The sequence below is a fragment of the Paenibacillus sp. J22P59 genome (assembly GCF_059383895.1).
On the sequence record NZ_JBXENX010000014.1, the window covers coordinates 105,182 to 127,046 of the forward strand.

17 protein-coding genes are annotated in these 21,865 nt (G+C 47.0%); 13 read left to right on the forward strand and 4 right to left on the reverse strand.

Annotated features, from left to right (window positions below; translation table 11 throughout):
* The first annotated feature begins 120 nt into the window (after window positions 1-120).
* The 6 genes from AC50YO_RS21410 (at window position 121) to AC50YO_RS21435 (ending at window position 8,323) form a co-directional block, all read left to right on the forward strand.
* Window positions 121-2,769, forward strand: coding sequence for a putative bifunctional diguanylate cyclase/phosphodiesterase (locus AC50YO_RS21410; RefSeq protein ID WP_494850216.1), 2,649 nt, complete (start codon window positions 121-123; stop codon window positions 2,767-2,769).
* 2 nt (window positions 2,770-2,771) lie between these two features.
* A complete protein-coding gene (locus AC50YO_RS21415; protein ID WP_494850217.1) occupies window positions 2,772-4,097 on the forward strand; it encodes an ABC transporter substrate-binding protein in 1,326 nt (441 codons plus the stop codon).
* 648 nt (window positions 4,098-4,745) lie between these two features.
* On the forward strand, window positions 4,746-5,525 hold the full coding sequence (locus AC50YO_RS21420) for an amino acid ABC transporter substrate-binding protein (protein WP_494850218.1): 780 nt from the start codon (window positions 4,746-4,748) through the stop codon (window positions 5,523-5,525).
* A gap of 76 nt (window positions 5,526-5,601) precedes the next feature.
* On the forward strand, window positions 5,602-6,261 hold the full coding sequence (locus tag AC50YO_RS21425; protein ID WP_494850219.1) for an amino acid ABC transporter permease: 660 nt from the start codon (window positions 5,602-5,604) through the stop codon (window positions 6,259-6,261).
* A gap of 15 nt (window positions 6,262-6,276) precedes the next feature.
* The gene (locus tag AC50YO_RS21430; protein ID WP_494850234.1) at window positions 6,277-7,023 is read left to right on the forward strand and encodes an amino acid ABC transporter ATP-binding protein; all 747 of its coding nucleotides are present in this window, start codon (window positions 6,277-6,279) and stop codon (window positions 7,021-7,023) included.
* Between the two features lie 163 nt (window positions 7,024-7,186).
* Window positions 7,187-8,323, forward strand: coding sequence for a WG repeat-containing protein (locus AC50YO_RS21435; protein WP_494850220.1), 1,137 nt, complete (start codon window positions 7,187-7,189; stop codon window positions 8,321-8,323).
* 27 nt (window positions 8,324-8,350) lie between these two features.
* On the opposite strand, the gene AC50YO_RS21440 is transcribed toward AC50YO_RS21435, so the two are convergent.
* The gene (locus AC50YO_RS21440; protein ID WP_494850221.1) at window positions 8,351-8,998 is read right to left on the reverse strand and encodes a transmembrane-type terpene cyclase; all 648 of its coding nucleotides are present in this window, start codon (window positions 8,996-8,998) and stop codon (window positions 8,351-8,353) included.
* A gap of 252 nt (window positions 8,999-9,250) precedes the next feature.
* Between AC50YO_RS21440 and AC50YO_RS21445 the strand changes: the two genes are divergently transcribed.
* Together AC50YO_RS21445 and AC50YO_RS21450 are read left to right on the forward strand one after the other, a co-directional pair.
* Entirely contained in the window at window positions 9,251-10,198 is a 948-nt protein-coding gene (locus AC50YO_RS21445; protein WP_494850222.1) for a DMT family transporter, read from the forward strand.
* 111 nt (window positions 10,199-10,309) lie between these two features.
* Complete coding sequence (locus tag AC50YO_RS21450) at window positions 10,310-11,080, forward strand: DeoR/GlpR family DNA-binding transcription regulator (RefSeq protein WP_494850223.1); 771 nt, start codon at window positions 10,310-10,312, stop codon at window positions 11,078-11,080.
* Window positions 11,081-11,505: 425 nt separating this feature from the next.
* On the opposite strand, the gene AC50YO_RS21455 is transcribed toward AC50YO_RS21450, so the two are convergent.
* The 3 genes from AC50YO_RS21455 to AC50YO_RS21465 all read right to left on the reverse strand — a co-directional run bounded on the left by AC50YO_RS21455 (window position 11,506) and on the right by AC50YO_RS21465 (window position 16,131).
* The gene (locus tag AC50YO_RS21455; RefSeq protein WP_494850224.1) at window positions 11,506-11,847 is read right to left on the reverse strand and encodes a cupin domain-containing protein; all 342 of its coding nucleotides are present in this window, start codon (window positions 11,845-11,847) and stop codon (window positions 11,506-11,508) included.
* Window positions 11,848-11,986: 139 nt separating this feature from the next.
* The gene (locus tag AC50YO_RS21460; protein ID WP_494850225.1) at window positions 11,987-14,944 is read right to left on the reverse strand and encodes a DEAD/DEAH box helicase; all 2,958 of its coding nucleotides are present in this window, start codon (window positions 14,942-14,944) and stop codon (window positions 11,987-11,989) included.
* The gene (locus AC50YO_RS21465) at window positions 14,941-16,131 is read right to left on the reverse strand and encodes an SWIM zinc finger family protein (RefSeq protein WP_494850226.1); all 1,191 of its coding nucleotides are present in this window, start codon (window positions 16,129-16,131) and stop codon (window positions 14,941-14,943) included. Before AC50YO_RS21465 ends, AC50YO_RS21460 begins: the two co-directional genes overlap by 4 nt.
* Window positions 16,132-16,289: 158 nt before the next feature.
* Here AC50YO_RS21465 and AC50YO_RS21470 point away from each other — a divergent pair, with 158 nt between their 5' ends.
* The 5 genes from AC50YO_RS21470 to AC50YO_RS21490 are packed head-to-tail and all read left to right on the forward strand — an operon-like array spanning window position 16,290 to window position 20,805.
* The gene (locus AC50YO_RS21470) at window positions 16,290-16,967 is read left to right on the forward strand and encodes a response regulator transcription factor (RefSeq protein WP_494850227.1); all 678 of its coding nucleotides are present in this window, start codon (window positions 16,290-16,292) and stop codon (window positions 16,965-16,967) included.
* Complete coding sequence (locus AC50YO_RS21475; RefSeq protein ID WP_494850228.1) at window positions 16,964-18,385, forward strand: sensor histidine kinase; 1,422 nt, start codon at window positions 16,964-16,966, stop codon at window positions 18,383-18,385. Before AC50YO_RS21470 ends, AC50YO_RS21475 begins: the two co-directional genes overlap by 4 nt.
* Window positions 18,386-18,443: 58 nt before the next feature.
* Window positions 18,444-19,358, forward strand: a complete 915-nt coding sequence (locus AC50YO_RS21480) for an ABC transporter ATP-binding protein (protein WP_494850229.1) — start codon at window positions 18,444-18,446, stop codon at window positions 19,356-19,358.
* The gene (locus tag AC50YO_RS21485; RefSeq protein WP_494850230.1) at window positions 19,355-20,062 is read left to right on the forward strand and encodes an ABC transporter permease; all 708 of its coding nucleotides are present in this window, start codon (window positions 19,355-19,357) and stop codon (window positions 20,060-20,062) included. The genes AC50YO_RS21480 and AC50YO_RS21485 overlap by 4 nt, the downstream gene beginning before the upstream one ends.
* A gap of 2 nt (window positions 20,063-20,064) precedes the next feature.
* The gene (locus AC50YO_RS21490) at window positions 20,065-20,805 is read left to right on the forward strand and encodes an ABC transporter permease (RefSeq protein ID WP_494850231.1); all 741 of its coding nucleotides are present in this window, start codon (window positions 20,065-20,067) and stop codon (window positions 20,803-20,805) included.
* The last annotated feature ends 1,060 nt before the right edge of the window (window positions 20,806-21,865 follow it).

Here is a 21,865-nt window from a genome sequence, read left to right on the forward strand (position 1 = left end):
TTGATTGGAGACCAAATAGCTGCACATGCATCGCTGTTGGTTTTTTTTATATGGGAATCAAAACAAACCTTTCTCTCATCACGACCCATTGTATTGATATGCGTCAGGAGGATTGCGCCCATGTGGAGACTTCTCGTTAATTCCGACCCCCTTCGCAGGTGGCTCTTTATTGCAGGAGCTGTTATCTTAGCTCTTGGTAGCGCTTCACAGCCCTTGCAGCTTATTTATGGCATTACGTTTACCTTCACGAATATTCTGCTGCTGTCTTTGGTCCGATTGTTCGGATTGCGAGTTGGACTGCCTGCTGCTGCCGTCGTGTATGCTGCCGCTATATTCCTATTCTATGATCCAGCGTTTGTAAGTATCTTCCTGCTCGAAGTTTGTTGGATTGGTTATTGGCTGTTAAGAAGGCCAGGCTCCATGATTAAGATGGATGGCTTATTCTGGTTAATAATCGGTACCCCGATTACGTTTGTTGCTTGCTTGCTCTCTGGGGTATTCTCTCCGACCGAATTTTTTCTGCTGCTTGCTATTACGGCATCCAATGGTTTGTTCAATACGTTAGTCGCAGAAATATTAGTCGATTATTTGCCCTTGGCACGGTGGCTTGGCCTTATTAAGGACAAATCTCGCCCAATCCCGTTCCGCAGGGTGCTGTTCCACCTCTCGATAGCCGTTGTAGCTCTATCGTTCCTCGTGAATATGATCATTAGCGGTTGGAATTCCTATGATGTGTCGACTCGCACGACACTCCAAACGGCCAGCAATACGGCGAACAGCATAATGAAAGAACTTGAGCAATGGAAGCAAGAGGATGTACTGGGTATTCGCACAGAGCATATTATACAGATGGGATATCTTCAAGAAATTATTAATCGAAATACGACTCAGAAGCTGTTCGACCTTACGATCACCAGCACAGAGCGGAATAAGGTATTGGCGACCAGCAATGCAATGCCTCTGACAGCTCAACAGCATGCTGAAGCAACGTCGGCTATTCCTATCGTAGAAAACTTTTTCATTGAAGTACCTGCCCAATCGACCGTTCTTCTCCCAACCCAACAATGGCGGAATGCACATTATGTTTATAAGGTTGAGCTGAACCGGGTTCCCTTGACGCTTAGGGTCAGTGTTCCTGTTGAGGTGTACCAGGGACAGATGTTCCGAGAATATATTTATCAATTGCTGTATATGCTCGGAAGCGTCGCGATTGCCGCTATGCTGGCATTAGCTATTAATCGCTGGTTAAGCCGCAGCCTGATGCAACTGGCTGAATCGACGACCGATCTGCCTATGAAGCTGAAGCAGATGGTCCCTTTGGAATGGCCGAACAGCAGTATATTAGAGATTTCCTCACTCGTACACAACTTTAAGGATATGTCCCAGAACCTGCTGTTGATGTTCCAAGAAGCGGTATGGATGAATCAGCAGCTTCGCACATCTGAGGAGAAGCTCCATCAGTTAGCTTATTATGACAGCCTCACTGGATTGCCCAATCGCTTGCAATTCCGGAACGTGTTAACCGAATGGCTGTCACACGCGACTAATCGCAATGAATGGGTTGCTGTTATGTTCGTTGACTTGAATCGATTCAAGCAAATCAATGACACTCTTGGCCATGTAGCTGGAGATATGCTCCTGCAGAAGGTAGCGGAGCGCTTCCTTGCTATTATGGACGAGAGAAGCAGCGTATTTAGACTGGGCGGAGATGAATTTGTGTTCATCCTGCGTTATGATTCCTGCGATGCTCCGAGAGCTTATGCGGAACAGATCTGCCGATGCTTTGAAGAGCCATTCGAGCTTGAGGATTCTTCTGTATATACGACGATCAGTATCGGCATTAGCCTGTATCCGGAGCATGGAACGTCTATTGATGCCATTGTGAAAAAAGCAGATATGGCCATGTATGTTGCGAAGGAGCAAGGTGCGAGCAGCTATCATTTCTTTGATCAGGCACTGGAGGATGTCATTAACGAAAAAATGCATCTGGAGAATGGAATGCGTAATGCTCTGCTTGATGGACAGTTCTTTCTGGTCTATCAACCGAAGGTTAGCCCGAAGACCTGCAAGACGATAGGCTTCGAAGCGCTGATCCGTTGGAATCATCCTGATAAGGGACTTATCTCTCCCGTCAAGTTCATCCCGTTGGCAGAGACATCCGGCATGATTATCGATATCGACTTATGGGTTTTCCGAGAAGCATGTCGACAAACGAAAGAATGGCAGGATAAAGGATTTCCCAAATTGCCGGTTTCGGTTAATTTATCCGCCAAGCACTTTTATCAAGGCAACCTGATAGAGAATATTCGCGGCATATTGGAAACTACAGGTCTTGAGGCTCAATATATGATTATTGAAATTACGGAAAGCGTGTTTATAGAGCAGATGGAGACGGTAATTGAGTCTCTCGATCAGCTGCGAAAGATGGGTATTCATATTTCAATTGATGATTTCGGAACAGGCTATTCTTCTCTTAGTCAATTGCAGCGGCTGCCGATCTCTATTGTGAAGCTTGATCGGACTTTTATTGAAGATGCCGAGCATAATGCCAGAAAGTCATCTATTATCAAGGCTGTAATTGAGCTTGCTCATAGTATGGGGATGAAGGTGGTAGCAGAAGGCATTGAAACTAGGCAGGAACAAAACTTCTTAACCGAACTGCAGTGCGACGAACTCCAGGGCTTCTATTTCAGCAAGCCGTTGCGGTGTGCTCAATTCGAGCAATATATGTTAGCAGAATATGCTGTGAACCCAATTGGAGGGGCTTGATAATGAAGAAATCATTAAGCGTTATAGGAATATGCGTTACGCTCTTTGCGATGTCCTTGGCAGGATGCAAGCCGAGTGCCACGAATCCGGTAGTAGAGCCAACGGCTCCAGCAGCCATCGACACTTTATCGACAGAGCCAGTGGAACTGGAATTTTGGACTTATTACGTTGGTTGGGGCCCCGCCATTGAAGCTTTTCAGAAAAAGTATCCTAATGTCAAAGTAAATGACAAGTTAGTTCGGTACAGTGATCATGCGAATTTCTATCTTGGGGCCATCGCAGCCGGGAATACACCCGATGTCATGTTAACGGATAGTGAGCAGTTCGGCCAGTTTACAGCAATCACAGGACTGGAGAATTTGCTGGATTATGGGGCGGACAAGCATCGGATCGACTTCAGCAAATCGCTGTGGAATAGCAATCTTTCTTATGATGGGGAGCGATTGATCGGGTTTCCAACCGCAACCTCACCATTAGGGACGTATTATCGAGCAGATATTATGGAAGAGTACGGGTTTCCTTCTGATCCGGAGGAATTGGGGAAATATATGGAGAACCCTGATAATTGGATTAGTATGGGCAAGGCGATGAAAAAGGACAATCGTTATATTGCACAGTGGACATTGGAGGCTATGCAGGTATTCGAAAGTACACAAGGCATATTTGATTCCAATTTTAACTTTGCGCGCAATAATGAGAAATTTCTGGGTGCGATTAATATTGCCAAGCAGGTTCATGCTGAAGGACTGGCTTCCGCATCCGATGTATGGACACTCTCAGGGGAACAGGATGTCAGGAATGGAAATCTTGTAATGATGTATCTAGGTACTTGGGGGGCCAGCCAGATTAAGGAATGGGCGCCTGAATTAGCTGGCAAGTGGCGAGAGACACGCCTGCCCTTCAATCAATATGGCTGGATGAATAGCTCCAACTTTATGATGCCGTCTAATGCCAAGCAGAAGGCCTGGGCATGGAAATTTATTGAATTCTGTGTCACTGAGTGGGCAGAGCAAGGGGTTAATGGCGGTGTACCGGCGTATATTCCTGCCCGCGGCAATGCAGAAAAGCTAGAGGTAACCAATGAATACTTTGGCGGACAAAAGCTATATGCGCTGCACGAGGAATTGGTGAAAAAAATGGAAGAGTTCACTGTAACTCCTCTCGATCTTAAAGCGAAACCCTTATGGGTAGGACAGCTTAACTCGGGCATTGAACGCAATATGGATTCGCAGACTATTCTGGATCTTGCGGAGCAATCCATACAAACCGCACTAGGCAAAGAGCTCGCTATTCTACAGAGTCGAAAAAGTATGGCGAATAATAAATAACTAATAATTGAACTAAAAACCTTCGTTGCCACTCTCCGGTGGTTTCGGAGGTTTTTTCTGCTTATCTAAGGGGGCTCATTCACTCAGGTTCCTTCACTCCTGCTTTGGATTGTATGAGGCAAGCTCACATAACTATGAGGGAAGCCACCTATAATTTCGGCGATCAGCGCAGGAAACAGATAAGTATGAGTCTAGCCTCATCCCTCAGGAAGCTAGGCTCTTGAGCTATGAGTCTAGGCTCATAGAAGGCTGCTTGTATAGGGTAAGCAGACCGTATGGGTGAGCCTAGCCTCACAGATTAGTGAGGCAGTCATTGTGCTCGCAGTTGAGGAGACGTTAGTTGAGTAGCTGGTTACGGAAGGGTTGCAGATGGGTTTAGCATTCGCTACAGCCTTCTCCAACGCCCAGCAGTTTCGCATTGCTTAACTTAAAGCTAATCCTTGGGGCTATAGAAAAGAAGATGTAACCAAAAAGCAGCTACAACAGTCGATTTTCATATTTTACATAACAAAAAATGGAATATTAATATGTAAATAATTTGATATGAACGCTTATCACTCGACAAAATTTAAAGAAATATGATATTATCGACTCTGATAACGTGTTAACGTAGTAAAGTAAATATTAATTAAGGTGGTATTTCAATTCATGAAACGTTTAGCAGCTATGGTACTAGTCATCTCAGCAGCAATTGCCATTTTCACAGGATGCTCCAGCTCAAAAGATGCAGCTGGCGATGGAGAGAAAGTAGTTATCGGTATTGACGATAAGTTTGCTCCGCTGGGATTCCGGGACGAGAAGAATGAGATCGTCGGTTTTGATATTGATTATGCTAGAGCAGCGGCAGAGAAAATGGGCATGAAGGCAGAATTTCAGCCTATCGACTGGAAGACAAAAGAATCGGAGCTGAATAGCGGTCGCATCGACCTTATTTGGAATGGCTATACCATTACAGAAGAACGCAAGGGAAAAGTGCTGTTCACGAAGCCTTATCTCAAGAATTCACAGGTAGTTGTCACACTAGCAGATTCGGATCTGTCGAAGCTTGATGACCTAACAGGCAAAGTAGTAGGCATCCAGTCGTTATCCTCTGCATTAGATGCATTGAATGCGAATCCGATTCAAGCCAAGCTTAAAAAGGTTACGGAGTTCTCTGATAATGTTCTTGCTCTAAGCGATTTGAAGATTGGCCGCGTCGATGCAGTTGCGATTGATGAAGTCGTAATCAACTATTATATGTCCAAAGAAGAAGGAACCTTCAAGCTGCTTGAGGAGTCCCTTGCCCCAGAAGAATACGGAGTAGGCGTCAAGAAGGGGAATGAAGCGCTTCTAGAGAAGCTGCAGAAGGCTATGGATGATATGAATCAAGATGGTTCTGCTGCTGAGATCTCCAAAAAGTGGTTTGGCGAAAATAAACTCTTGAAATAGTAGATTAACCGAATAAGGATTCAAGCACACGGGTTTCTATCTGAGGAATCCCGTTTTGCTTTTGGGGGAATATGCAATGCTCGAAGATTATTATGCCTCAATGATTAAGCCTATGCTTGAAGGGGCTCAGATGACGGTCCTGTTGTTCTTGATTGCCATCATTTTATCTATTCCACTGGGCTTCTTACTAACGTTAGCGGTTAAGAGCAGCCGTAAGCCGCTTGCATGGCTTGCCAACACGTATATATACGTTATGCGAGGCACGCCGTTATTGCTGCAGCTGCTTATTATTTGCTTCGGCCTGCCGATGCTGCCCGTAGTTGGTGAATACTTGGTGCTGGATCGCTTTACCGCGGCTTGCCTTGGCTTTATTTTGAACTATGCAGCTTATTTTGCGGAAATCTTCAGAGGCGGCCTGCTGTCTATTGATAAAGGGCAGTATGAAGCTTCACAGGTGCTGGGCTTCAACAAGTGGCAGACGATGACGCGCATTATTCTGCCTCAGATGTTTCGCGTGGTTATGCCTTCTGTGGCGAATGAATCCATAACGCTGATTAAAGATACGGCACTGCTCTATGCGGTTGCGGTTCCTGAATTGCTTCACTTTGCCCAGACGGCGGTGAATCGTGACTTTACGATTATGCCGTTCTTTATAGCCGCCATTATTTATTTGATCATGACGCTTCTGTTAACCTTGTTCTTCAAATGGCTGGAACGCAAATTTAAATTTGAATAAAAAGGAATGGCGAATGTGGCGATTATTGAAGTTTCTCAACTGAGCAAATCCTATGGTACTTTGGAAGTTTTGAAGAATATGTCCTTTCAAGTGAATAAGCATGATGTAATAGCGGTAATCGGGCCTTCAGGCTCGGGGAAAAGCACGATGCTTCGCAGCCTTGTCCATCTGGAGGAGATTAATAGCGGGAGCATCGCCGTAGCGGGGGAGTATTTGGTCAAGGACGGGGTCTATTCACGTCCACAGGAGATCAAGCGGATTACCGCCAGAATGGGCATGGTGTTCCAGCATTTTAATCTATTTCCTCATTTGACGGTGAAAGAAAATTTGGAGCTTGCTCCAAGAATGGTCAAGGGAGAATCTCCGGCGGAGACTTCCAAAAGAAGTGAAGCGCTCCTGCAAAAAGTAGGCTTAACTAATCGAGCGTCTGAATATCCTGGGAAGCTGTCAGGCGGCCAGAAGCAACGGGTAGCGATTGCGCGGGCACTGATGATGAATCCGGATATTTTATTATTCGATGAGCCCACCTCTGCGCTTGACCCTGAATTAACAGGCGAGGTTCTGCAGGTTATGAAGGATCTTGCCGAGGAGCATATGACGATGATTGTGGTAACGCACGAGATGGGCTTCGCTAGAGAAGTGGCTAATCAGGTGATGTTCATTGATCATGGCGAAGTAATTGAAGCTGGCTCTCCAGAGCAGCTCTTCACTAATCCGCAATTCGACCGGACCAAGGCTTTCTTGAATCGGAGCTTGAAATAAGGTTACCGTTAAGCATAAGTAGGAAATCGAAAAGCTATGAAGTGAACATTTGTTCATGTCATAGCTTTTTTTAATATGGAATATTAATATTTGTATGGGTTAAATTACCTAATTATTATGTTATTCTAGTACTATAAAACGATCTGTCGAAAGTAGGAATAGTATGATGATTGGTAATAGGTTTAGAAGCGCGGTATTTATTTTTGCGATGGTTGTAATTCTTAGTTCTTGTAGTCTGTTAGAAGATAAGGAAGGGAAGAAACAGAAGATAAACAGGTTCTTGATTGAGGAGGATGGGAAGTTCGGTTACATAGATAGAGATGGGAACATTGTTATCGAGCCAACCTATGAGAATGCTTACGATTTCGTTAATGGACGTGCTGGTGTGTGCGTAAATATTCCTAATGATGATGAATGTAATTGGGGCTTCATAGATGAAAAAGGGGATATAGTGATAGAACCCCGTTATATCATGGTCAATGATTTTAACGAAAAATGGACTTCGGTGATGTATACCAATATGGAGGATAGGAAATTTGAGAGCTATCTGATTGATAAAGATGGCAACATCAAGGTTCAAGACAACTACATTTACATTGGAGCATTTTATGAAGGCCTAGCTGAGTTCACCATACTTGATGAAGAAGGCCACAATACGATGTTTGGAGGCAAGAAAGGTTTAATGGACAGCCAGGGCAAGATTATAAAAGAAGCTACTTCTGAATGGAGTGCGTCTCCCTCTGTCAATGTATACAGCGAGGGGCTGCTGCTCTCTTCGGATGAAGAGGGCTACATTGGCTATATCAATAGGAAAGGCGAAATGGTTATATCTACCGACTACGAAGTGGGACAAGCTTTCTCAGAGGGTTTTGCCGTGGTTGGTAAAGCAGATGATAAGGGCTATATAGATATTAAAGGAAATGCCGTTATTGGCCTTCAGTTTGGGCAGGCTCTTGAATTTTCTCAGGGTCTTGCCGCTGTTGCTACACATTATGGGGAGTGGGGCTTCATTGATAAGAAAGGTGAATATGTGATTCCAGCTATTTATGACGATGCGGGTTCCTTTTCAGAAGGATTGGCGCCTGTTGCAGTAGAGATGGGGGAAGACTCCAAGTACGGATTTATTAATAAACAAGGTGATATGGTCATCCCCGCCCAATTTGACTATGCTAACTCCTTTGAGGGAGGTATGGCAGAAGTTACGTTCATTAACCCCGATGGCAAAAAGACGAGAGCCGGCTATATTGATAAAAAAGGGAACGTGGTTTGGAAATCTACGACGGAAGTGAGTAGAAGCTAAATTATTGAATAATGCTCATACAGTCGTTTATAAGGATCTACTTATCTTAGAATGAGAAACCGTCTTTACGGACTTGTTGTGGATCATCAGAATATAGGCTACGTCTAGAATAAGAATCAGTAGAGCCATTGTGATGAGCAGGAAGGAATGCGGATTCTGCGTGTAAGCTAATATAGAGGCGCATAGTGTTCCAATCATTTTGGCATATCCGATAGCAAGTGACTGTCCCTGCATATCCTTGACCATCAACATTCTAATGAAGAGCATCGAAATTAATAGATTGATGCCGAATGCTGCATATTTGCCTTCATAATCATGGAACTCGATGGAGATGCCGTAGTTCAGCAGGAAGGCGATGCCAAGCAGTGGAAGGATGAGCAGCCGGCTATTCCACGAGGCATGCTTTCGCTTGGAGTAATAGAGATACTGAAGTAGAATGATGCAATCTAAGGCGAACCAAATGACCGTGATAATGAATTGGAACGCATTAAAGGGCATAATGAAGGAAAATATAAATTCCCAAGTTATATTGGCACATATGGAGGCGAGAGGCATGCCGCAGGTCCGATCCCGGAAGCCTCTATAAATAATCAAAATATAAGTGATGATCCATAAAATCGCCATCCCGAATAGGAGCAAATTTTGCGGTGACAATAGATTTTCTATACGTTCCATACTTACGCGCTCACCCTTCCAAGCTTAGTCTTACATCCATATGATTCATCCGGCTTGTCTATGCCTGTGAATAAACAAGCTCTTTTTCTACTTAAAAAGCAAAAGCACCCTTATAGGTGCTTTTTTTGTGTTGATTATTGTGACTTTATAATTTATATTGTGTTATCATGTTTTTTTATGTTGACTCCTCAATAATTGTGACATATGATGAGGTTCTAGTAGATAAATACACATGATAAAACGGAAAACCACATGAATAAGGGAACAGTCGTTAACAGACTGCGAAGCAGGAAGCCTTATGAACCGGTAGGTAGCCTTTTTGTCAGTAGAGAAAATGGGGTTATGGTTATGGCGACTGCTATTGGGTTAGTTCTGTGTTCGGGTATGGCTCATGCCGTATGGAACTTGTTCACGAAGACGAGCAGCAATAAGAATGTTTTTCTCTGGCTTATCACGCTTTGTGGCACGATTGTGTTTCTCCCTTTCTTGATACAAGATATCGTCAGCGGCATACCTGCTAGAAGCTATGCCCTCATGGGCATAACGATATTATTCCAGATGGGCTATGCTTATCTTCTTCCAGTCGCCTACCAGCGTGCGGATATGTCTCAGTCCTATCCCGTTATGCGTGGATTGGCGGCGCTGCTTGTCCCTATTATTAGCGTATGGGTCTACGGGGAGTATGTATCCTGGATGGGCTGGATCGGCATCATCGTTATTGTAACGGGGCTGTTCGCAATTAATACGACCAGCTTGGCTGGAACGGGCATCCGCCCATTTTTGTATACGATGTGGCCAGCTCTAGGCGTCGGATTATGTATTACAGGCTATACGCTGAATGATAAAGTGCTGGTGCAAGCGATATCTCCCTTTTCGCTCATTATGGTAGGCAATATCGGGATGATGCTGGTGCTGACACCGATTGCACTCGCCTCAGGCAAGGTAAAAGAAGAGCTTAGGCTGAATTGGAAAAAGATTATAATCGGCACGATCCTGTCTCCAGGCTCTTATTTGCTCTTCCTGTTTGCGGTTAAGCTTGGGCCCCTGTCGCACCTTGCTCCTATCCGCGAAATGAGCACCGTATTTGGCACTTTGCTAGGCGTTTTCTTGTTGAAGGAGGCGCATGGGCCTCGTCGACTGCTATTCGCGGCTGTTATTACGACCGGTGTAATATCGCTGGGGATGTGGGGAGGATTATAGTCTGCTCCTTTTAGTTCAACACATGGCTTGGATTGACAATGGAGACGCTGATTTAATAAGCTTATACCTATAAGGATTACGAGGATCTGAGCGAGTAGGGGTGTCTACCAGATGTCATTGACTTACGAAGAACGAAGAAAAACCATACTGCAGCGCTTGGAGCTGGAGGGAAAGGTTCAAGTGTTTGTTCTATCGGAGCATTTGAATGTATCAACAGAAACGGTTCGCAGAGACCTGGATCGTCTGGAGAAGGAAGGCAAGCTAAGGAAGGTATATGGCGGGGCGGTGAAGGTGAGATCAGATGCAACAGAGCCGCCTTATCTGAAGCGCGTCGATATTAAGAAAGATGAGAAATCAATGATCGGCAAGCTGGCAGCCTCGCTCGTGAAGGATGGGGAGACGGTCATGCTGGATCAAGGTACGACAACCGTTGAAGTGATGCGGCATTTGATGGATAGGCAGGGAATTACGGTGATTACTCATTCGGTCTCCGCTCTGATGGTCGCGATGGAAGGGTTCAAAGGAAAGTTTATTTTTGCCGGCGGAGAAGTGGATGTGAATAAGCAATCATCGGCGGGCAGCATGACAGAAGCGATTCTAGATCAATTCAAAGTGAACAAAGCCTTTATCTCGGTAAGCGGAATTTCGATGACTGATGGAATGACAGATCGTGATTTGACTGAAACCTATATGTCCAGAAAAATGATTAAACAGGCAGAAGAAGTCATCGTTCTAACGGACCATTCCAAATTCGGGGTATCGACCTTCGCGAAGGTCGGCAAGCTCGACGATGTCTCCATGATCATTACAGACCGCGGCTGTACGCAGGAATGGGTTAACTATCTGAATGATATGGGCATTGAGCTGCTCATTGCTACTTAATCATGAGAAAGGGGCTGTTCCAAAAGTCATGAAGATGATTTTTGGAACAGCCCCTTTCCTTCATAGGTGTCTCTATATAGATAGAAGGGCTAAAAGCTCCTAAGCCACCTAAACCACTAGGAGCTCTAACCTTACGCTACAGTTGGCGCATATGAAGAGCCTACTCTATTTTATGAAGCATTTTTCGTAAAATTAAGCTTTATCTGGGGGCATATCGGAGATAGCGTCAGCTATATTCAGTAGTCGGAAACCGACCTGCTCCACTAATGAACATAACTTCATTGTTGCTCCTTTTTAGCTGTCTGAGCCGTGAGATAGAGTAAATGTACGCATTAAATTGTACATGACATTCCTTCTCTAGCTTGGGAGCCTGCCTTGTGGGCCAGCCCTTTCAATGCTTGAACGATCCATTTTACAGCCACCAGCTAATCGACTAAGACTCTATCGCCCTTACTTATTGGCTGAGAAATGACAAGAAATTCAATTGCATCCTTCGACCTGTTGAACATTTGATGAGGCACCAAAGGCGCTACTTCTACCCCTTCTTGCTTGCCCAGGACAATCTCCTTGCCATCAATCTCAATGGTGGCTGTACCCGATAAAACAAAGAAAAACTGACGGGATTGCTGGTGATAATGCTTCACCTCAGAGGTATTTGCCGACATTCTTTCATGAATGATGCTTAACTCTTGATTCTTTACTAAATGCCAGCCATCGCAAATATCGCCCCAAATATAATGTTCCGCATTGTGCTTGCTGATTTTCATTGCAGTAATTCCTCTCCTGTAGCCCGAGCTTAATCTAACATCCTATCATTAATCAGCTATGCCCTTAGAGGAACACTTCAGCCAAAGAGGCAGGGGTCATCCAGCTTATCAACAATCTGCAACGCTGGCATCCAATCCATTACAAGGATTCTGCCCAATCCTGCCGCAATGTGAACAGCTCCTTGAGAGCCTCAGTGGATAGCTCTGTAATCCAGCCTTCTGAGCTGGATATGACATCTTCGCTCAGCTGCTGCTTGCTATCGAGCATTTCATCAATCCGCTCCTCCAGCGTACCAAGTGAGATGAACTTATGAACCTGTACATCGCGGGTCTGCCCCATTCGGTAGGCACGGTCGGTGGCTTGATTCTCTACTGCCGGATTCCACCAACGGTCGAAGTGGAACACATGATTTGCAGCAGTAAGGTTAAGTCCAACGCCTCCTGCTTTGATCGACAGAATAAATACGCTTGGCTGCTCATTAGATGGCAAAGTATTCGATTGGAATTGCTCGATCATACGGTCACGCTGCACCTTCGACGTGCTGCCATTCAAATACAGCACAGGCTCTTGAAGCTCTTGGCGGAGTACCAATTGCAGCATTTGTCCCATTCCAATGTACTGCGTGAAGATGAGGCAGCGTTCCCCTTCATCCCGCAGCTCTTTGACCATAGCAAGCAGCCGCTCGAGCTTGGCAGAGCCGTTAATCAGCCTGTCGATCTCAGCTCTGCTTGGCAATGAGGCATCCAAGTCAGGCAAGGGCTCTTTGGTCAGGAGGAGGGGATGATTGCATATTTGCTTCATTTGGGTGATCGCACCCAGAATAGCACCTTTACGCTCGATCCCTTCTAGCTTCTGCATTCGTTCCATAAGCCCATTAACGGTCTGGTTGTACAGAGCCCCTTGCTCGGCTGTGAGATGAATGTAGGTCTTCATTTCGTTCTTGTCCGGCAAATCGAGCTGAATAGCAGGGTCTTTCTTCTTCCTCCGAAGCATGAAGGGCTTGACCAGCCTTTGCAGGTCAGCTGTACGCTTCTCATCACGATCCCTTTCGATAGCATCAGCGAATCGCTTCTGGAAGCCCGTCGAGCTGCCCAGAAATCCCGGATTAATAAAATCATAAATGGACCACAGCTCGGATAAACGATTCTCAATAGGCGTACCAGTCAGTGCGATACGATGCTTGGCTGTGAAGGTACGAATGGCAGTGGACTGCTTGGTCTGTGCATTCTTAATATTTTGCGCCTCATCCAGGCAAATAGTTGCCCAGGTAATGGTTCGGAGCATGTCCTGATCGAGTGTTGCGGTCGCATAAGTCGTGAGAATAATATCGTATTGCTGGACCTCAGCTTGAAAAGCCTCTCCTTCCAGACGTCTGCTTCCATAATGGAGCATGACCCTGATAGAAGGTGCGAATCGGCTAATTTCCTTCTGCCAGTTGCCTAGAACCGATGTGGGACAAATAATGAGTGCAGCGGCTCCCTCTTCACGTGTCGTCTCTTTCAAGTGAAGCAAATAAGCGATAAGCTGAATCGTTTTGCCAAGACCCATATCATCAGCTAGACAAGCGCCAAGCCCGAATCTACGTAAGAATGCCAACCAGGAAAAGCCTTCTCGCTGATAGCTTCTTAGCTCCGCTTGCAGACCAGCGGGCACGGCGAGCGGCGGCCAGTCGGCCTGTTGCCCAAGCTGCTGAATGAGCCTCGCTAGGTGGTCGTTCAGTTCTATCTCAAGCTGGATACGCTTGTTTGTCTCAGAAGATTCCTCCACTGCACCGTCTTTAGCAGCGTCATTGCTGCTGAGCAGATGCAGCTGAAGCACATCTTGAAAGGACAATCCTTGCGAGCGGTCAACACCATCCATTGCCTTGCGGATCTGGGCGAGCAAGACAGGGTCGAGCGCGATCCATTGCCCCCGGAATCGCACCAATCGCTCCTTGCGGGCAACGAGCTCAGTGAATTCTTCTTCGGTAAGATCCGTCTCGCCAATGGCTATGCGCCAGTCGAAATCGATCAGGGAATCAAGTCCAAAGAGCGATTCCTTGGCACCACCAGCACCCGAACCAGCTTCCGAGCTGACCTTGGCACGAAGCCGAGGCTTTTTGCGGCTGGCAGCTTCCCACCAAGCGGGCAGAAGCACCTGCCAGCCTGCTTCCAACAGGCGCGGGCTGTCCGTCGCGAGGAACTGCCACGCTTCTTCATTCCCTATCGGAGCATTCAATATATCCTCGGGATGACCCTTCGTTCGTTCTGGTCGCAGGCAGCTGCGCAGGCGTTCCAGCCAGCCGGGCGAGCGCTCGTGTACAGCTGAAGACCAAGCGGGAGGCCAAGAGCCGGATGCTTCCCCAGCCTCAGATAGCCGTACGGGTACAAGAACCGCCGGATCACGCTTATCCTGCAAAGTCAGCGTGAGCTGCCAATCTGCTTCGCTATCTTCTGGCTCCAATAGCTGAAGTAGAGGGCGGAAGGGCGCCTGATCGGTCTTCCAGCCAATTGCAATCAGCCATGCTTGTGCGTCCATACCAGCTAAGCTTGTCTGCTCTTTGGTGAACAGCAGCGGGTATTCTCTTCGCAGATCGGCATTTGCCGCTTCGCTTCCGTAGTGTTGATGGTACACAGCAGCCGAGAATGCAGCGTGCAGGCCTTCATCCAGGCTGGCATCTATGTCGGATTGCTCCAGCAAGGCTTGCAGCTGCGTATCTAATTCCGCATGCTCCCAAGTCCATTGCAGCCTTCCTGCGCGGAACACAGAGAAGCGGGGCACATAGTGCTGTGACTCTAGACAAGCTGCCATCAAGGGAGCAAGCTGAAGAACGGCTTGAGCTTGCTCGTCCCATTCCCACTGTATATGGATTAGAAGCTTGCATTCCGCGAAGAAGGGAAGCACCTGCTCAGCGGGCAGAAGGACAAGCTCTACATCCTGCACCTGTTGAATCTCAAGCTCCGTGCCGTAGAAGGAAGCTTCATGCCAAGCGAAGAGCAGCTGCTTCAGGTCGAGACCGGCTACATGGCGATGCCTGTCAGTCATGGCATAGAACAGCGCATCGCCATGCGTGCTCAAACTGACATGGACAGTGATGGATTTCGTATAAGGGTTCATGGTATCAGCTTTCCTTTCCGAAGCTCTTCCTGCAGAGCGCGAAGCCTGCTGTAGCGTGCAAGGAACGCGGTTAGGAATTGCTCCCAGCGTTCTTCTTTTTTCGTTTTTTTATAGAGCTTGGCTAATCGCTTCATAAGCTTCACTGCCGCTTTATAATTATCTCTGTTTTTCATCAGCACATGTCTTTCTACAGCTTGATGATAGAAGGGCAGCAGCAGCTCAGGGCTGTTCTTCTCAAGAGGCGCAAATACGGCAACCCGATAATCCAACGGCTCTTTCCGGGTGCTGAGCTGATAATCGGTCCATTCCTGCAAGCGCCCATACAACAGCAGCTTCTCCTCATAGACAGAGCTGGCACTAGGGAGCATTTGAATGAGAGCAGTCCACATATGCGGCTCCGCATCTGGGAGGTGCTGCAGTACTATATCCCAATAATCGAAATATTGCTCGTATCGCAGACTATTGAGCAGAGGAGCTGTCTTAACTAACCATAGTAATAGCCGCTGCCAATCCTCCGTCTCCGCTAGTGCCGTTAGGAAATGAAACAAATCGTCGGCCGATAGCTCTAAAGTTCGGTTCGCTGTGTCAAGGCCGTCGAGAGCATCTTGATCATTCGCCAAATAAAAATTCATCCAGCTCTGAGCGAGCACCCTTGCATAGCGGGAATAGGCAGTGCCTCGCTCATCCTGCGGAGCCTGCAATAGCTGCAGTTCCTCGGAATATAAGCTGGAATCAGGCAGCGCAGGGCGAATCCAATTCCGCCACAGCCCATAATAAGGGACGGAGAAATAAGGCTTCGTGAGCGTAGTAGACAGCATTCGGCTGCGCAGATAAGCTCTCGTCTGGGCAAGCAGCTGCCAGCCTTCTGGGTTGTCTGCCAAGGTAAGCTTGCGAGAGAAAAGCTCCGCCATAGCTGCCTGCACCTCGGTAATTGCGATATGGGTATGGTAGCCAGTGAAAGACCCGGCATAAAGGGAAGGGCTGGGTGTCAGATTCAGCAATTGCTCCAGCACGAACAGATGGGCATGAAGCTCGTGTATGAGCTCGTCCACAGGCGGCATAAAGGGTTGCAGGCGATGAATAGCTGCTAGAGCATCCTTTACATATTGCTGGTTGCGGGTGCTGCCTGCCAAGAACGCGGTATGCTTCGTGAATTGTTCATGCCATTGTGCAATAGTCGAATTCATAATTATGAGTCTCCCGAGAGAATAGTCTAATTAATAAATATACTTATTATAGCACTGTTGTGCGCGGACGGTGGAACAGGGACCAGATCCATTTGACAAATGGAAATAGCGGCGCCTATGATCGAAAGTATGTTAAGCGAGAAAGGCGGGCTGAGGCGATGAGTGTAATGCTTTTATACATAGAGGATGATGAAGAGATTGGCAGCTTCGTGAGCAATCACTTGCAGGAACGGGGCTATGCGGTCAAATGGCTGACTAGCGGGGAACGCGCAGTGGAGGAAGCGAAGGGCTGCGGACTGGTCATTCTGGATGTGATGCTGCCCGGGCTCGACGGCTTCACGATCGGACAGCGCTTGAAAAAAGCGGATTCCAGCATTCCTCTTATGATGCTGTCCGCAAGAACGTCTATTGATGACAAGCTGCAGGGCTTGCAGTTCGCTGATGATTATTTGACCAAGCCGTTCCATCCAGAAGAGCTGACTGCCCGGATTGAAGTGCTGCTTCGCCGCTTCGGCTCAAGCGAGGACGCAGGACCGATCGCCATCAAGCATCTCCTTGTCTATGAGAAGGAGAATCGGGTGGTAAACGGCGAGACTGGCGAGGAGGTCACTTTGACGGGGAAGCAATTTCATATTTTCATGTACCTGCTTCGTCACTTGGGACAGATTATGACGAAGGAGCAAATCTATGAAGCGGTATGGGGAGAGTCTTACCTAGAGGGGGATAAGACGCTCATGGTGCATATTCGTTATTTGCGTGAAAAGGTAGAGCGGGACCCTGCTGCTCCGGAGGTCATCGAGACGGTTCGAGGAATTGGTTACCGGGTGAGAGCATGAAGAGGAAGCAGCGATGGCTTGCTGGCAAGACCAAATTCCATCAGTCTTTGCTGTCCCGTTATTTATTTATTATTTTATTCGCATTTCTGTTTATACCGATCATTTTCCCGCTGGCTAGTATCGTTTATTTGGTAACGGACGATGTGATAAGCAAGCAAGAATCTGCTGGTCTAAAGTATGGGAACGGGATGGAACTGGAGAAGATGTGGCATCTGGAGGCAGCAGGGCTAGGAGGAAGAACGCCTGAGCAAATGGACCAGAAGCTTGAAGAGCTCAAGGTGAAATATCCGGAGGCTTCTTTGTTCTGGGTGGATTCTGACGGCAAGACACAGCTGCAGCTATCCGTGCAGGAGCAGCTTCCGGTGGAGTGGACATCCTCGGATGCTATACATTTTATGAAAGCGCATATAGATGGCGATCCTTTCACGGTTGTTGCTTTTATTGGCGAGAATAATCAGGGTCCGGGCTTCATGGTTCTGCAGATGCCAAGATCTCTATTGCAGCAGGATTCGCCGATTGGGATGGAGGCGCCTTTTTATATTCTCTTTATATTTATTTTGTTCAGCTTCTTCATTGCCCTGTCGTTCTTATTCTTTAGACATATTCGCAAACGTCTTCTTCGGCTTCAAGTAGCGATGACCCAGCATGATCATGATGGATTGCCCATGTTGATCACACAGAAGAAGCAGGATGAGATCGGCCAGCTGGAGGACGCATTCAATCAGATGGTAGAGCAGCTAAGAGACAGTCGGCGGCGGCAGCAAGAGGAGGAGGAGCTGCGCAAACGGCTAATCTCTAATCTATCGCATGATTTGCGTACACCGCTTACCGTAATCAATGGCCATATCTATTCTCTGCGCAAAGAGGAGTTAAGTGCTGTCGGACAAGAATCGTTAAAGCAGATGGAGAAAAAAATAAGCGGCTTAGGCGGATTAATCGAGAATTTGCAATCGTACACCCTGATGGCAAGCGGACGTTATCCGCTTAAGCTGGAACGGCTGGATGTGCTACGGCTTGTGAGGGAGAGCGCAGCTGCTTGGTACCCTTTATGGGAAAAGGAAGGAATCGAAGCCGTCGTGGATGTGCAGGAGCAAACCTTGCTCTGGCAGGTGGACAAAGAGGCCTTCCGGCGCATTCTTGATAATCTGTTCCAAAATGTGGTGAGGCATGCCGCTCAGGGCCAATATATCGGAATTATGCTCGAGCAGAGGCAGGAGAAGGTGGCGCTGGTCGTTGCGGATCATGGTCAAGGGCTGGCTTCTCCCTCCCTTGGCAAGGGAGCTGGCATAGGGCTTGCGATTGTCGATTACCTGATTCATGAAATGGGATTAGCTTGGCATTCGGACAGTTCGGATGCGGGAACGCGCGTCTTTATTTATGCTCAATCGGATGCCCCTTATTTTTTAAACCAAATTTAAACTTGCCGGCCTTCCGATTTAACCTTGGTGCGTTATTGTTAATTCCGAGGTGATTATCGTGAAGGATTGGATAATTGAAACGAAAGGACTTAGCAAAAAATATAAAGGACGCTATGCCGTTAACAACCTGAACTTAAAAATTGCTAAAGGCGATATATATGGATTTCTGGGGCCGAATGGTGCAGGGAAAACAACAACGATTCGAATGCTGCTTGGTTTAATCAAGCCTTCGAAGGGCACGGTTCATATTTTCGGCAAATCCTTGCGCAAGGAACGAATCGCAATACTGCGTAAAGTTGGCTCACTTGTGGAGTACCCTTCTTACTACGGGCATCTGACGGCAATAGACAATTTGGAGGCGATCCGCCGGATCATCGACGTTCCGAAAACGAAGATTAGCGAAGTGCTGGACATTGTTGGCCTGACGAAGGACGCGAGGCGCTCTGTCAAAGGCTATTCCCTAGGGATGAAGCAGCGTCTAGGCATTGCAAGTGCTCTGCTGGGTAACCCGGAGCTGCTTGTTCTGGATGAGCCGACGAATGGACTCGATCCTTCCGGCATTCTCGAAATCCGTGAGCTTATCAAAAGCATGCCGAAGCTGCATGGCATCACGGTCCTTATATCAAGCCACTTGTTGAGTGAAGTAGAGCAGATGGCAGGAACAGTCGGCATCATTCGTAAGGGTGAGCTTGTATTCCAAGATACAATCGTCAACTTGCAGCAGCAGGCACAAGGAACGATAGCCTTGCGAGTATCTGAACCAGAAGCAGCATTGGCTGTCTTGCAGTCATACGGGATGGATGCTGATCTTGCCGAATCCACCATTCTATTGCAGCAGACCAATGACAGAAATGTTGGAATGCTGGTGAAGGAATTAGTGGAGAGAGACCATGCCATCTATCGTGTCGAAGAGAAGAGAAAGTCCCTTGAAGACCTGTTTCTCCAAATTGTTGGGGAGGGTAAGCGCTTATGATAGGCAAAGTATTATCGTCTGATTTGCTAAAAATCCGCGGTAAAGGGCTGTGGTTCCTTATCTGCCTAGGCCCCCTTGGCCTTATCGCGATGCAGGCGCTTAACTTTGGTCTTCGCTATGACTATCTGACGACGCAATATGCCGATGATCTATGGGGCGCATTGCTGGACAATATATTCATGTTCGTCCCGATTGCACTTTACCTCGGCATTACGCTGGTCAGCTCGCTGCTCGCCAATGTTGAGCATACCACGGGCTCATGGAAGCAGCTATTGGCGCTTCCTGTCTCAAGAAGTGCCGTATTCGGAGCAAAGTTCTTGCTTAGCGTTATTCTGCTTACGGTCTCTTGCCTACTTCTAATGCTCGGTACGGTGCTGCTAGGCCTCATGTTGAAGTTTGGAACTGACTTCCCTATATGGGATATGGCAAGGCTCTGTTTTTATCCGTTCTTGGCAGCACTACCGGTATTGGCACTGCTGCTATGGCTGTGCATGACCTTCAAGAATCAGGCGCTGCCAATAACACTAGGTGTTGTGATGGCTGTCTTCTCGATGTTCCCGATAGCGGAATGGCTGCCAATTAACTGGCCTTCACTTAGCTACAGTGGGCCTCATTATGAATGGTTTGCTTTCGCGGGCGTGCTGGCTGGACTGATCCTTCTTATTCCCGCCCTCCTTCACTTTAATAGAAAGGATGTGGACTAAAGATGCTGACGTTCTTCCGAATGCTTGCTTCCGAACGGTTGAAGCTGGGCAAATCGTTGATATGGCTGCTAGTGCCGATCAGTCCTCTGCTTGCTGTACTGATTGGCATTCTTTCCTCTCAGGATGAGGTTCCGACAGATATGAAATTTGTTTTTTTACTATCGACTATGGCCACTCTGCATGCCCTCTTGCTCCTGCCCATCTTAACAGGGATATTCTCGGCATTCGTATGCCGATACGAGCATGGCGGGGGAGGCTGGAAGCAGCTGCTGACGCTTCCTGTTTCTCGGACCACCTTATATATGGCGAAGTTTATAGTTGTCGCACTGCTGCTTGCTGCAACGCAGCTGCTGTTCCTTGGCGGAGTGCTAATCGTGTCGGCCTATCAAGGGATAGAGGGAGGAGTTCCTTGGGATACCCTGCTGCCTAGCGTTCTATGCGGTTGGCTTGCTTGTCTGCCGCTTGCCGCTCTTCAGTTATGGGCATCCATTGGATGGAGCAGCTTCGCCGCTCCGTTAGCTATTAATGTTATGCTGACGCTCCCGAACATGCTGATCGTTAATTCAGCGACATACGGCCCCTACTACCCATGGGCTCAACCGGCGCTTGCAATGCTTCCGACGGGATCGATGGATTTCGGAGCCTTTACTCTGCCTTTGGAGAGTATACTCATTACGATTATGGGGAGCTTGATTTTATTTGCAGCCGGAGGCCTTCTCTACTTCACTCGGAAGGAAGTATAGGCTGTAGGGAGACGAGGCTATTATTTTGAAAACAGGTGTCCTTTGCACGAGCTGTTCGCGCGTGTGGAAGATACCTGTTTTTTCTTCTGGGATAGGGGAAGGCATGTATTCTAGCATCTAATAGCTAACACCTAAGACTTAACATCTCACATCCAATAACTAACATTGAACGCCTGAGTGAAGTGTCTTCGCTAACTAACGAAGCTGATTACGCTTTTATTGCTTCGTTGAGGGCACAATCCGGGATTAGTGAAGCCAGACTTATTAGTCGAGCAATGGTATTCTCCACTAATGAGCCTAGCGTCACTAGCTCTACTTTTTCACTCAATAGGCGCTCAAACAGAGAATTACGATTCACTAAATTGCGTAATTTCTTCGTTCTGTACCTGTGGCGATGATTAACAAGTCATCTTTTTTCTTCTGGGATAGGGGAAGGCATGTCCCCTAGCATCTAATAGCTAACACCTAAGACTTAACATCTCACATCCAATAACTAACATTGAACGCCTGAATGAAGTGCTTTCGCTAATTAGCGCAGTTGTTTACGCTTTTATTGCTTCGCAACGGGCATAATCCGGGATTAGTGAAGCTAGGCTTATTAGTCGAGCAATGGTATTCTCCACTAATGAGCTTAGGATCACTATCTCCACTTTTTCACTCGATAGATGCTCGAACAGAGAACTACGATTCACCAAATTGCGTAATATCTTCCTTCTGTACCTGTGGCGATGATTAACAAGTCATCTTTTTCTTCTGGGACACCGGGTAGGGCATGCACCCTAGCATCTGATAGCTAACACTTAAGACTTAACATCTCACATCTAATAACTAACATTGAACGCCTGAATGAAGTGCTTTCGCTAATTAATGCAGCTGATTACGCTTTTATTTCTTCGCTTCTGGAATAATCCGGGATTAGTGAAGCCAGACTTATTAGTCGAGCAATGGTTGTATTTCTGTCAAGAAAGTGGACACATTTATTAGGAAACTTGAAGCTGTTCATAATACCTTTTTTCACACTGAAACGGGGTCATATACTGGATAGACCCATGGATTCGGA

Excerpts from the sequence above, each read along its gene's own strand:
- AC50YO_RS21410 (WP_494850216.1), top strand. The coding sequence starts at position 121 with ATGTGGAGACTTCTCGTTAATTCCGACCCCCTTCGCAGGTGGCTCTTT.
- AC50YO_RS21415 (WP_494850217.1), top strand. The coding sequence starts at position 2,772 with ATGAAGAAATCATTAAGCGTTATAGGAATATGCGTTACGCTCTTTGCG.
- AC50YO_RS21420 (WP_494850218.1), top strand. The coding sequence starts at position 4,746 with ATGAAACGTTTAGCAGCTATGGTACTAGTCATCTCAGCAGCAATTGCC.
- AC50YO_RS21425 (WP_494850219.1), top strand. The coding sequence starts at position 5,602 with ATGCTCGAAGATTATTATGCCTCAATGATTAAGCCTATGCTTGAAGGG.
- AC50YO_RS21435 (WP_494850220.1), top strand. The coding sequence starts at position 7,187 with ATGATGATTGGTAATAGGTTTAGAAGCGCGGTATTTATTTTTGCGATG.
- AC50YO_RS21440 (WP_494850221.1), bottom strand. The coding sequence starts at position 8,998 with ATGGAACGTATAGAAAATCTATTGTCACCGCAAAATTTGCTCCTATTC.
- AC50YO_RS21445 (WP_494850222.1), top strand. The coding sequence starts at position 9,251 with ATGAATAAGGGAACAGTCGTTAACAGACTGCGAAGCAGGAAGCCTTAT.
- AC50YO_RS21450 (WP_494850223.1), top strand. The coding sequence starts at position 10,310 with ATGTCATTGACTTACGAAGAACGAAGAAAAACCATACTGCAGCGCTTG.
- AC50YO_RS21455 (WP_494850224.1), bottom strand. The coding sequence starts at position 11,847 with ATGAAAATCAGCAAGCACAATGCGGAACATTATATTTGGGGCGATATT.
- AC50YO_RS21460 (WP_494850225.1), bottom strand. The coding sequence starts at position 14,944 with ATGAACCCTTATACGAAATCCATCACTGTCCATGTCAGTTTGAGCACG.
- AC50YO_RS21465 (WP_494850226.1), bottom strand. The coding sequence starts at position 16,131 with ATGAATTCGACTATTGCACAATGGCATGAACAATTCACGAAGCATACC.
- AC50YO_RS21470 (WP_494850227.1), top strand. The coding sequence starts at position 16,290 with ATGAGTGTAATGCTTTTATACATAGAGGATGATGAAGAGATTGGCAGC.
- AC50YO_RS21475 (WP_494850228.1), top strand. The coding sequence starts at position 16,964 with ATGAAGAGGAAGCAGCGATGGCTTGCTGGCAAGACCAAATTCCATCAG.
- AC50YO_RS21485 (WP_494850230.1), top strand. The coding sequence starts at position 19,355 with ATGATAGGCAAAGTATTATCGTCTGATTTGCTAAAAATCCGCGGTAAA.
- AC50YO_RS21490 (WP_494850231.1), top strand. The coding sequence starts at position 20,065 with ATGCTGACGTTCTTCCGAATGCTTGCTTCCGAACGGTTGAAGCTGGGC.